The sequence below is a fragment of the Mycobacterium sp. E3305 genome (assembly GCF_001666785.1).
Taxonomy (GTDB): domain Bacteria; phylum Actinomycetota; class Actinomycetes; order Mycobacteriales; family Mycobacteriaceae; genus Mycobacterium.
The window spans coordinates 98,958-109,609 of record NZ_LZJA01000074.1; the positions used below are offsets into that span (position 1 = coordinate 98,958).

The window sequence follows — 10,652 nt, forward strand, 5'->3', positions numbered from 1 at the left end:
CCGCGGGCGGCCGAGCGGAACCGGATCGGGCACCCGCGTGGCTGCTCTGGGAGACGGCGCGCGTTCACCGCGGGGTGGCGTCGGAATCGGGCCGACGGTCGGATCCATCGCATCTCTTCCACGAAAAACTGCGCTGACCTGCAGCGGGTCTACCGCTACGCCCTAGACTAGCTAGAATATCTAAAATAGCAAGGAATGGCGGTTCGACCGAGGGAGTTGGCGATGTCTGGCGTGCGCGGGGGTGTGCTCCAAGGGGTGCGGGTCGTCGAGTTGGCGTCGTGGACCTATGTGCCGTCGGCCGGTGCGGCCCTGTCGGACTGGGGTGCCGACGTGATCAAAGTCGAAGGCGTCGCCTCCGGCGATCCGGGACGCGCGCTGGTCGTCGGTGGGTTCACCCGGCAGGCGGCTCGCCCGGACGCCGACTTCATCCTCGAGTTGGGGAACCGCGGCAAGCGCAGCATCGCCGTCGACATCAAATCCGAGACGGGCCGGGAGCTGTTCGGCCGCCTGTTGGCGAGTGCCGATGTGTTCCTTACCAATTGGTTGCCCGGCGCACTCGAGCGGGCCCGGCTGACCGTCGACGACATCCGGTCGTTCAACCCGAGGATCATCATCGCGCGCGGCACCGGGCTGGGGGTGCGGGGCCCGGATCGGGATCGCGGAGGCTTCGACGCGGCCACCTACCTCGCGCGCGGCGGCGTCGCCTACACGCTCACGCCCTTCGGCACCGACACGCCCGCCGTGCAGGGTCCGGGGTTCGGCGACCTCCAGGGTGGCGCGACGCTCGCCGGCGGTGTCTGCGCCGCGCTGTTTCATCGCGAGCGCACCGGTGAGCCGACGATCGTCGACTCGTCGCTGCTGGCGCAGGCGATGTGGGCGATAGCGCCGTCCATCTCGGCGGCCGATTTCTTCGACATCGACGGGATCCCGGGCGCACCGCCCGGCTTGGCCATCAACCCGCTCGTCAACCGGTACAAGACCCGCGACGGCAGGTGGATCCAGTTGGTCTTCTTGCAACCGGACAAGTTCTGGGTGGGATTCTGCGAACGCATGGGCCTGGCGGAGCTGGCGACCGACGAGCGATTCGTTCCGTCGAGCAACCTGATAGCCAACGCCGCCGCGGCCACCGAGATCCTGACCAACGTCTTCGCCCGACACGACCTCGCGCACTGGCAGAAGGCGCTCGAGGACGAGCCCGGTGTGTGGGGCGCCCTGGCGACGCCGCGGGAGACCCTCAACGATCCGCAGGTCGAACCGAACGGATACGTGGTGACCAACGTCGACGACTACGGGGAGAAGTACCGGGTCGTGGCGGCGCCCGTGCAGTTCGACGAAACGCCGCCGGCGCCGGCGCGTGCGCCCGAACACGGCCAGCACACCGAGGAGATCCTGCTCGAGCTCGACGTCGACTGGGACGACATCGCCAGGGCCAAGGACCTCGGGGCGATCCTGTGAGCCTCGCCGCTAGTCGACGAAAGGCGCTAACTGTGGGGACCAAAGTCATCGCCTGCCGATAACCCGGTGACCTGAGACGCCCGCAGTCGTACGTTCTGTGCAAAGGAGCACGGACATGACTGCATTCATGCGCGCGAGCGACGCGTTCACCTGGGCAATGGAAAGCGACCCACGGCTGCGATCGACCGTGGTCAGCGTCGTACTTCTGGACCGGTCGCCGGACTGGGACGAGGTGCGGAGACGATTCGACTTGATCAGCCGCAAACTGCCCATGTTCAGGCAGCGCGTGGTGCAGTCGCCCCCGCCGGCCCCGCCGCGCTGGGAGCACTACCGGGATTTCGACCTGGACTATCACCTGCGCCGAGCGAGCATTCCGGGACCAGGGACGCTCGACGACGTGCTCGAGATGGCGCGCGTGGCCGAGATGCAGGACTTCGACCGGGCTCGCGCGCTGTGGGAAACGACGTTCATCGACGGCCTGGCCAACGGGGGCGCGGCCCTGATCTGCAAGTTTCACCACGCGCTCACCGACGGGGTCGGGGGGGTGCAGATCGCGATGCACCTCTTCGACCTCTCCGAGGACCTGTCGCGCGTTGAACCCCTGCCGCCCGAGCCGGAGGCGGCGGAGTCGGGGCTGCTGGGTGGATATCGCGACGCCGCGCGCTACGACTCCGGCCTGCTGGGCACCGCCCTGACGGGCGCGGCGACCCGGGTCCCGCGGTTGATGTACGACGGCATTCGGCGGCCCGTCGACACCATCCGGTCCGCGGCGAACACCGCCGCTTCGGTCTACCGAACCGTCCGGCCGATAAACAGCCCCGGGTCGCCGTTGGCGACGGAACGGGGCCTGATCCGGCGGCTCGGGGTGCATCAGGTGGCGATGCGGCCGCTCCGGGAGGCCGCGCATCGTTGCGGTGGGGCGTTGAACGACGCATTCGTCGCGGGGGTGGCGGGTGGGCTGCGGCTCTACCACGAGAAGCACGGTGTCGCGGTCGGCGACTTGCACATCACGATGCCGATCAGCCTGCGGACCAAAGACGATGGCATGGGCGGGAACCGGATCACACTGATGCGCTTCGACGTGCCCGTCGGCGAGGCCGACCCGGCGAAGCGCATCCAAGCGATCCGGCAGCGCACCGCGGCGGTGCGCAACGAAAGATCCCTGCCATACACGCAATTGATCGCCGGGATGCTCAATCTGGCGCCCCGGTGGTACATCGGCTCGGTCCTGCGCCACGTGGACTTCGTGGCGAGCGACGTGCCCGGCGTACCCGTACCGGTCTTCCTCGGCGGTGCCCCGGTGCGAGCGCAATACGCGTTCGGCCCCACCATCGGCTCCGCAGTCAACGTCACCCTTCTCACGTATGTCGACACGTGCGGGCTCGGCCTGAACGTCGACACCACCGCAATTCCGGACTACGACGTCTTCCACGACGCCATCGTCGGCGGCTTCGACGAATTACTCGCGTTGGCAACCTAATTCGCGGTAGCCGGATTGCAACACAATCCGGAATTCCTCCGGAGTCGTTGGTTAGCAGCCGATCCCGAAACGGTCACGGCCCGATATCAATCCCGGCGGCGCTCTGGCACAACGCGATCAATCGACAAATCATGGCACAGGGCGCCTTTGAGGTTTGCGGCCGCGACGATGCGTAGCGCAGGAATTCCTCGTCCGCTATTCAGTGGCGGATTCGTGACGGCGCCGCAGGAGGTATCCACAATATGACGGCGAACTGGGTCCCTGCCCAGACTTCGTGTGGCCCGAATTCCGGTCGCATCCTCGACACCGCGCGGGGCATACTCATCGGCCTGCGCCGGTGCCCGTCCGAAGCCGCCCTGGACGAATTGCACAGCGCGGCCTTGCGGCACAAAGTGCCGGTATTCGCGATGGCGTGGGCCCTGGTGCATTTGGCCGGCGATGGCGAGAAGACACCGAGCTTCACCGACGCGCAATCCGCGGCTCGGCACGAATGGGGACGTTTGTTCTCCTCCGCCGCAGTGACCTGTTGAGCGGGGATCGAGACGCAGGGACGGCCGAGCTTTCGAGGGGTAACCCGGCCGTCCCCAACCACAACGACGCAAAGGCGCGCGCGGAGGGTGGCGCTTTTGGGCTTCGGTTGCAGTGGCCGGCACGCGGGCGGGGGGTGCGGCGGTCTCGGCGAAATCGCGCGACCAATCGGCCCGCGCCCGAAATCGACTATGGGATCAACCTGGTCCGCTGACGTCAGCGTGCCCAGGCCGGTGATTCGGCCGCGGCGCGCAATGCGTCGACGATGCGCTGTTCTTTCTCGCCGAACCGCTCGGTGGGCGCAGGCACGGAGATGGCAACCACGTTGTCACCCACGGTGCGCCGCGCGATGGCGGCTGCCGAGATCCCGGGGGTGTGCTCGTCGCGATCGAAAGCGATTCCGGTGCGCCGGATTTCGGCGACCTCTCCGCGGAGCCGGTCGGCGGCCTCGGCACCCAATCGGGACATGACCGACTCGGCGTCGGCGTCGTCCAGCGCCGCGAGGGCGGCCTTGCCGTTCGCCGTCGACTCGAGGGGGAACCGGACGCCGACCGCGGAGACCGCGCGCAGGCGATGCGACGATTCCAACTGATCGACGAACCACATCCGCTGCCCCCGCAGCACCGACAGGTCGACCGTCTCGCCGTCGGTCGCGCGCGCCACCCGCTCGATCGTGGGGCGGAAGACCGCCGTGATGTGCGCCCCGTCGGAATTGCCGAATCCCAACAGGCGGTCGCCGAGGGCAATGCGGCCCTGCCCGTCGACGCTGGCCAAGCCCACCTCGACCAGACCGACCAGCAGCCGCCGCGCCGTCGACTTGGCCAGCCCGAGCCGCTCGCCGAGGTCGACCAGACGCAGCCGCCCCGGCTCGGCGGCGATCTCGTCCAGCGCGGCGGCCGCGCGGCGTAGCACCTGGATGCCTTCGTCGCGACCAGTTGGCGAATTTTCCCCCGTGGACGGCATTCCTCCACTATAGTGTTCCGCATCCCGGATCACAAAGATCCGAACTCCGAATCAAAGGGGATGGTCGATGAGCGGGCTGCCGGCCGGACGGCACTACTTTCGGGGTGATGACGGCTACGAGGCGGCCCGCCGGGGCACCGTGTGGCACCAGCGGGTGCCCGAGCGCCACCCCGAGGTGATCGTGCAGGCCATCGACGCCGACGACATCGTCGCCGGCATCCGGTACGCCACGACCCACGGGCTCAAGGTCAGCATCGTTTCGGGCGGACACAGCTTCGCGGCCAGCCACCTGCGCGATGGTTCCGTGCTGCTCGACGTCAGCCGGCTCGACCACGCCGTCATCGACGCCGAGAAGCGCCTCGCCCAAGTGGGTCCGGGCAAGGGCGGCAGCCTGCTGATGGCCGACCTCGAGGCGCAGGGGCTGTTCTTTCCCGGTGGCCACTGCAAGGGCGTCTGTCTGGGCGGCTACCTGCTGCAGGGCGGCTACGGCTGGAACAGCCGCGTCTACGGCCCGGCCTGCGAGAGCGTCATCGGCCTCGACGTCGTGACCGCCGAAGGCGAACAGATTCACTGCGACGCCAGCAACAACGCCGACCTCTACTGGGCCGCCCGCGGCGCCGGCCCCGGCTTCTTCGGCGTGGTCACCTCGTTCTACCTCAAGCTCTATCCGCGACCGGGCGCCTGCGGCACCAGCGTCTACGTCTACCCGTTTGAGCTGGCCGACGAGGTCTTCACATGGACCCGCGCGGTCAGTGCCGAAGTGGACCCCCGCGTCGAGCTGCAGGCCGTGGCCTCACGCGGTGAACCGAACATGGGCATCGACACCCCGGTCATCTCGCTGGCGTCGCCCGCCTTCGCGGACTCCGACGAGGAGGCGGAAAAGGCCCTGGCGCTGTTCGGCAGCTGCCCGGTCGCCGATCGGGCGCTCGTCAAGATTCCTTATATGCCAACCGATTTGCCGAGCTGGTATGACGTCGCGATGAGCCACTACCTGTCCGACCACCACTACGCCGTCGACAACATGTGGACGTCGGCACCGGCCGAGGACCTGCTGCCGGGCATCCGGACGATCCTGGACACGATGCCGCCGCATCCCGCGCACTTCCTCTGGCTGAACTGGGGCCCCTGCCCGCCCCGCCAGGACATGGCCTACAGCATCGAGGGCGACATCTACCTCGCGCTCTACGGTTCGTGGAAGGACCCGGCCGACGAGGCCAAGTACGCGGACTGGGCGCGGTCCAACATGGCCGCGATGTCAGAGTTCGCGATCGGCATTCAGCTCGCCGACGAGAACCTCGGCCAGCGGCCCGCGCGGTTCGCCAGTGACGCCGCCATGGCCAAGCTCGACCGCGTGCGCGCCGAGTACGACCCCGACGGCTTGTTCAACAGCTGGATGGGACGACTCTGATGGCCACCGACCTCTATCTGGGCTACCGCGGCGACGACGCGAACACCCCTTTCGGCAAGTTCTTCACGCCCGAAATGGCCCCGCTGCCACGCCACGTCGTGGAGGCGCTCGAACACGGGCCGCAAGGCGCCATGGCGCTGCCGTCGTTCGACGACGCCGCGCGGGTGGCCGACGACGGGTACCAGCAGACCGAGAACGGGTACGGGGCCCTCGACGACGGCGGCTACCAGGTGTCGGTGCGCACCGACATGCCGGGGGTCACCCCGGCGATGTGGTCGTGGTGGTTCGGCTGGCACGGCTGTGACACCCGCCGGTACAAGCTCTGGCATCCCCGGGCGCACCTGGCCGCCGCCTGGAAGGACGGCGACGACACGGGCCGCCGGGGCGCCCGGCGTTACATCGGCCGCTGGTCGCTGATCAGCGAATACATCGGCTCGACAATCCTCAACGGCGCAATCCAATTCGTCGAGCCGGCAAGCATGGGCTGCCCGCCCGACGACGATCGCGCGGTGGCGATCTGTGCCCGGCTCGGATCCAGCGAGGCCCCGGTGGACGTCGGCTGGTTCATCCACCACGTCCGGTCGACCCCCGGCGGCGCGGAGATGCGGTCACGGTTCTGGATGGGCGGACGGCACATCGCGGTGCGCAACGTCCCCGGCGTCGCGTCGCGGGCCGTGCGCCCCATCGCCTCGCGGGTGCTCGGCAACGCCGAGACCAGCGCGCGCAACCTGCTGGTGCACTGCGCCCAGGAGATGAATCATCTGGCGGCCTTCCTGCCGGAGCTCCACGCGGCCTTCGGCGACGAGTAGGCGCGCGGACGCCGCGCTAAGCGGGCGGGAGCTGACGCGGGCCTTCGGGGGCGCCCAACTCGGCCGGCCCGTCCCGCCTGGCGAGCTCCCGATCGTCGCTTCGCCGCGCCTTCCCGAGCGACCGCGCGTGCCGGTCCGGACCGCCCAGCCGTGAGTGCGGGGACGGGCCGGTTCGGTCTCGGGCCGAGTCGACGAAAGCTCTTGTAGGGAAGGGGGATTCGCTCGTCTCCGAAGGCCGCTCGGCACGTTCGCCAGGCTCGGAGCTTTCGGAGTCGACCGTGACTTTGTGGGTGCGTCGCATCGAGAAGGTGAACTCCTCGACCTCTTCGAAGACCTGGCGCGCGGTGCGCAGCGGTGCGGTCGTGGTGTCGATCACCCGCCCCACAAACGGGGGCACCAACGGGCGAATCCATCGCGCGGCGGCCTTGGTGGCGTCGGGAATCGACGGGATGAGCGACGTGCCGCGTTCTTCGTGCGCCACCACGTCGCGCTGGACGGGCGCCGGCAGATTCTCCACGTCGGCGATCTGCGCCGGCGCGGGAAGGCCGACAATCGCCCGGCTGGCGGCCTCGGCTTCCGCGGCGATCGGCAGATAGATGTCTTCGTCGGCCGGTTCGATGGGCCGTTGCGACGACGCCCGCACCGGGGGATCGATGGCGTCCGCGATTCGCCGGCGCTGCTGCTCCCGGTCGATCTCGGTCTGCGCCTCGATGGCGAGCCGGGCCTGAGTGAGTTGATGCTCGGCCCACAGGATTTCGGCCTCGCGGCGGACCTCTGCCCGCTTGATCGCGATCGCGGTGTCGGCCTCGAGTTCCGCGCGTTCACGATCCGCGCGTGCCGCCGCGCGCCGGTCGAGCGCGGTCTCGCCGCGCCACCGCCTCAGGATCAGGGGCAACACGTAGAGCAGCACGCAGAACGCGATGGTCAGCAGCCGCAAGGTCAGCGCCCCGGCGTCGGTGCGGGTGAGGTCGTTCATCGCGACCCAGCGAGCGCCCAGGCCGCGATCGGCGCCCGCGACCGCGCCGCGACGCGCCTCGTCGAGTGCTTGCTGCTCGCGGGAGATCCTGGCGTCCAGCTCCGGGGCCTGTCGATCCCGGACCGCGAGCGCATCGTCCAGTTCATGCTGTGCGTCCGCGAGAAGCTCGTTCGCCGTTCGTGTTTCGGGCCCGACACCGGGGACACCCGTGATGCGGGTTTGTGGGCAGGCGGGAGTGGGATGGTATTCGCAGCGGGCGATGACCAGGGCCCGATCCTGCTGCTGATGAGCGCCGTCGACGGCGCCGTCGAGCGCGGCCCGCGCATCCCTGGTTTGTTGCAGGGACGCCGACGCCTGCGCGACGGCCGGCGCCGAGCCGGCATTGCGCAGGGCACGTTCGTCGAGGCGATGGTCGATCGAGCCGGAAAGCAGGACGAGTGCGGCCAGTTCGCCGACGATGACCCCGAGCGCGGTCGCGACCGACGCGCGCCCCGCCGTGCCGACCCGGCCGCGCTGGGACCCGGACGTGGTGGCGCGGGCAACCGCGCCGACCAGCAACCCGAAGACCACCGTCAGCGGCAGTACGGAGGCGAGTGACCAGCGGCCGGTCTCGCCGACCGCCAGGGTCGCGACGAGCACGGCCAGCACCGCCCCGAACAACACCACCGCGCCGGCGCCGGTCTCGGCGGCGTGCGTGGAGCGCTCGCCGCGATCAGCGGGTTCGCGCCATTGCCCGCCGCCGAGCCACGTGAGCAGGCCGGCGGGCCACCACGCCGACCGCTTCTCGGTAACTTCCTGGGCGCACATCGAAAACACCTCCCAAGCCAACAAGCCTCCCAGGCGACCGCCCGTCGGATCGAATCGAAGCCCCCCGGGTGTGGCGTGCCTCACAATCCGACGGCTCGCCGGCCATCCCGGCGGGCGAGCCGTGGTGGTCGCGGATTTGCGCGACGCGTGCAGATCAGCGACGGTTCCGGCGGCCGGCGTGAGACGGTATGAGCCTATGGAGACTCACGATTTTGTCACCTACGAAGAGTTTGGTCGCAGATTCTTCGAGGTCGCTGTCACTCCCGAGCGTGTCGCCGCCGCGTTCGCCGACATCGCCGGCAACGAGTTCGCCATGGAGCCCATCGCGCAGGGCCCCGGCGGAATCGCCAAGGTCAGCGCCAACGTCAAGATCCACGAGCCCAAGGTCACCCGCCGCCTGGGTGACAGCATCACGTTCAGCATCCACATCCCGTTGTCGATCGACCTGCTGCTCGACCTCCGGCTCGACAAGCAGCGGTTCGTCGTCTCCGGAGACATCGCATTGCGGGCCACGGCGCGGGCCGCCGAGCCGCTGTTGCTGATCGTCGACGTCGCGAAGCCCCGGCCTTCCGACATCACCGTCAACGTGTCGTCGAAGTCCTTCCGCGGCGAGGTGCTGCGCATCCTCGCCGGCGTCGACGGCGAAATCCGCCGGTTCGTCGCCCAGTATGTCGCCGAGGAGATCGACTCGCCGCAGTCGCAGGCCGCGCAGATCATCGACGTGGCGCAACAACTGCAGGAGGCCTGGCCCTAGGGCCCCCGGCGCGACGCATAGCCCCGGTCGTCCGCGGGTACTCAGTGCGGGTTGCGCGCCGGGTCGCCTGTGCTGCCGTGCCGGCGCCGACCGCGATCATCGTCGGGGAGGAGCGGGGGAACTTGGCACGTGTAGATGTCTCGGTGTCGTCGGAGGTGGATCCGGAGGCCGCCTGGAAGCTGGCGTCCGACCTGAGTCGGTTCGACGAGTGGATGACGATTTTCGCCGGGTGGCGCGGACCCGTTCCCGACAAGATCGAGGAGGGCACCTGCGTCTCGTCGTGCGTGAAGGTCAAGGGCTTTCGCAACGTCATCCACTGGACGGTGACCCGCTACGACGAGCCGAAAGCGATTGAGCTGCAAGGTCGCGGTCGCGGTGGGATTCGGCTCGGGGTGGCCATGACGGTCACGAGCAAGGATCCCGGAACCGACTTTCATCTCACGGCGGATCTGCGGGGCGGATTGCTCGGCGGGCCGATCGGCGGGTTGGTGGCCCGGGTGCTTCGATCGGATGTAGAGAAGTCCGTGAAGAACCTGGCCGCTCTGCAATAGGGGCTACCGCGCCGCGTGGCCGATCGGCCAATCCCGTTCCGCCTGGCGAATCCGCCTGCGGTCCATGCCAAGCCAGTCCAGCCCGGCACCGAACGCGAGCAGGGCGACGATCGCCGCGGCGACGCCCGCGCCGGCGTGGCCGAGGGCGAAGGTCGCCACGCACACCACGAATGCCAGGGCGGCGGCCACGATGACGACGAGCCCGGGCGTGCGTTCAGCCTGGCGTGCCGAGTCCCGGCGGCTGGTCCGAGCGTGAGCGGGGCTGTGCGTCATGGGGGGCGTCTCCTCTGGTCAATTCCTTTGGGCCGCTTAGTTGTGCTACCCGGAATGCCGTCGGGACAAACGACCGACGCGTCGACGCCGACTACAGCGTCTGATGCCGTCCGAAGTACTTGTGGTCCTCGCTGTAGCCGCCGTAACCGCTGCCGATGTCGCGGTAGTCGGCGACGAACTCGATCCCCTTGATCCACTTCACGAGCTTGAAGCCGTGCTGCAATTCGTTGCGCAGCCGCAGCGGCCTGCCGTGCATGTAGGGGAGAGGTTGGTCGTTCATCTTGTAGGCCAGCATGGTCATGTGGTGGTCCATCTGGCCGATGTGATGGGCGTTGTAGTAGATGCCGCCCGTCGCGCCCAGGCCCATCGAATAGAACACCGCCCAGTTGGCTTCCGGCAGCGGCTTGACGATGTCCATGATCGTCTTCACCTGCACGCCACCCCATTTGGCGACGCCCGACCAGGCCTGGATGCAGAAGTGCTGGCTGATCTGCTCGTGGTAGGGCAGTGCCATCAGGTCCTCGAGCGAGAACTCCATCGGGTGCTCGACGAGACCGTAGACCTTCAGCCGCCAGTCCTTGAAGTCGTTTGCCTCCAGCTCTTTGTACTCGACGGTCTCCGGCAGGCGCCCGTTGCGCCAATGATGCG

11 protein-coding genes are annotated in these 10,652 nt (G+C 68.7%); 7 read left to right on the top strand and 4 right to left on the bottom strand.

The genetic code is table 11. The annotated features are described in order from the left end of the window. Window positions 1–222: 222 nt before the first annotated feature. The 3 genes from A5701_RS07335 to A5701_RS07345 all read left to right on the top strand — a co-directional run bounded on the left by A5701_RS07335 (window position 223) and on the right by A5701_RS07345 (window position 3,465). Entirely contained in the window at window positions 223–1,455 is a 1,233-nt protein-coding gene (locus A5701_RS07335) for a CaiB/BaiF CoA-transferase family protein (RefSeq protein ID WP_067750260.1), read from the top strand. Between the two features lie 115 nt (window positions 1,456–1,570). After that, window positions 1,571–2,935: a wax ester/triacylglycerol synthase domain-containing protein gene (locus A5701_RS07340; RefSeq protein WP_067750261.1), complete on the top strand. Its 1,365-nt coding sequence runs from the start codon at window positions 1,571–1,573 to the stop codon at window positions 2,933–2,935. A 242-nt stretch (window positions 2,936–3,177) separates the two neighbouring features. Then, window positions 3,178–3,465 carry an ANTAR domain-containing protein gene (locus A5701_RS07345; protein ID WP_067750263.1) on the top strand — a complete coding sequence of 96 codons (288 nt, stop codon included), beginning with the start codon at window positions 3,178–3,180 and terminating at the stop codon, window positions 3,463–3,465. Window positions 3,466–3,679: 214 nt separating this feature from the next. On the opposite strand, the gene A5701_RS07350 is transcribed toward A5701_RS07345, so the two are convergent. Then, entirely contained in the window at window positions 3,680–4,426 is a 747-nt protein-coding gene (locus A5701_RS07350) for an IclR family transcriptional regulator (RefSeq protein ID WP_067750265.1), read from the bottom strand. A gap of 67 nt (window positions 4,427–4,493) precedes the next feature. On the opposite strand from A5701_RS07350, the gene A5701_RS07355 reads away from it, so the two are divergent. Both A5701_RS07355 and A5701_RS07360 read left to right on the top strand, forming a co-directional pair. Beyond that, the gene (locus tag A5701_RS07355) at window positions 4,494–5,834 is read left to right on the top strand and encodes an FAD-binding oxidoreductase (protein ID WP_067750267.1); all 1,341 of its coding nucleotides are present in this window, start codon (window positions 4,494–4,496) and stop codon (window positions 5,832–5,834) included. After that, window positions 5,834–6,643, top strand: a complete 810-nt coding sequence (locus A5701_RS07360) for a DAPG hydrolase family protein (RefSeq protein ID WP_067750273.1) — start codon at window positions 5,834–5,836, stop codon at window positions 6,641–6,643. The genes A5701_RS07355 and A5701_RS07360 overlap by 1 nt, the downstream gene beginning before the upstream one ends. 16 nt (window positions 6,644–6,659) lie before the next feature. Here the strand turns inward: A5701_RS07360 and A5701_RS07365 are convergent, their stop codons facing one another. Further along, window positions 6,660–8,426 carry a DUF4407 domain-containing protein gene (locus A5701_RS07365; protein ID WP_067750338.1) on the bottom strand — a complete coding sequence of 589 codons (1,767 nt, stop codon included), beginning with the start codon at window positions 8,424–8,426 and terminating at the stop codon, window positions 6,660–6,662. A 196-nt stretch (window positions 8,427–8,622) separates the two neighbouring features. Here A5701_RS07365 and A5701_RS07370 point away from each other — a divergent pair, with 196 nt between their 5' ends. Both A5701_RS07370 and A5701_RS07375 read left to right on the top strand, forming a co-directional pair. Then, the gene (locus A5701_RS07370; protein ID WP_067750285.1) at window positions 8,623–9,180 is read left to right on the top strand and encodes a hypothetical protein; all 558 of its coding nucleotides are present in this window, start codon (window positions 8,623–8,625) and stop codon (window positions 9,178–9,180) included. A 122-nt stretch (window positions 9,181–9,302) separates the two neighbouring features. Further along, window positions 9,303–9,731 carry an SRPBCC family protein gene (locus A5701_RS07375; protein ID WP_082950363.1) on the top strand — a complete coding sequence of 143 codons (429 nt, stop codon included), beginning with the start codon at window positions 9,303–9,305 and terminating at the stop codon, window positions 9,729–9,731. 3 nt (window positions 9,732–9,734) lie between these two features. On the opposite strand, the gene A5701_RS07380 is transcribed toward A5701_RS07375, so the two are convergent. Together A5701_RS07380 and A5701_RS07385 are read right to left on the bottom strand one after the other, a co-directional pair. Beyond that, a complete protein-coding gene (locus A5701_RS07380) occupies window positions 9,735–10,004 on the bottom strand; it encodes a hypothetical protein (protein ID WP_067750289.1) in 270 nt (89 codons plus the stop codon). Between the two features lie 91 nt (window positions 10,005–10,095). Continuing rightward, window positions 10,096–10,652, bottom strand: a 557-nt coding sequence (locus A5701_RS07385; RefSeq protein ID WP_156669966.1) for a molybdopterin-binding protein, incomplete at its 5' end; no start/stop codon positions are given.